This is a genomic window from Ensifer sp. ENS11 (assembly GCF_014851895.1).
Taxonomy (GTDB): Bacteria; Pseudomonadota; Alphaproteobacteria; order Rhizobiales; family Rhizobiaceae; genus Ensifer; species Ensifer canadensis.
In genome coordinates, this window is record NZ_JACVAN010000074.1 from 1 (window position 1) to 427 (window position 427).

At 60.2% G+C, this 427-nt stretch carries 1 pseudogene; it reads right to left on the minus strand.

The window, feature by feature from the left end:
* Positions 1 to 427 (minus strand): annotated as a pseudogene (locus IB264_RS34280) (membrane assembly protein AsmA); the annotation flags it as partial.

Consider the following 427-nt stretch of genomic DNA (forward strand, 5'->3'; position numbering starts at 1 on the left):
CCATTGGTGTTGAGGGCGACTTGTCCGGTGGCCTCGAATGCGGAGAGCCCGGGGGCGGGGGCGGGATCCGCCTCGAAGGAAAGGCTCAGGTCAGCTGGCTGTCGTTCAAGCAACGGGCGCACGGAGGTGATCGCGAGCGTCATCTGGTAGTGGCGTTCCTCGATACGGGCGCTCGCCGAAAGGGAAAGTTGATCGTCGATGTCGGGTACTGCGAGTGATAGGTCGATATCGGTTATGACCTGCTTCGCACCGGCAGTGCTTTGCTGTCTCAAAGTGCCACTGACAACCGAGACCGAGTCAATTGCACTTCGCTCCAGGAAAGTGACAAGCGCGGCAAGCGGATCGCCTGGTTTGGCTCGGCCCAGCTTGCCGCCTTCTGTGGGCGATGCTTTGCCTGTCTTCTCGTGCAATGTGATGATCGGCTGAA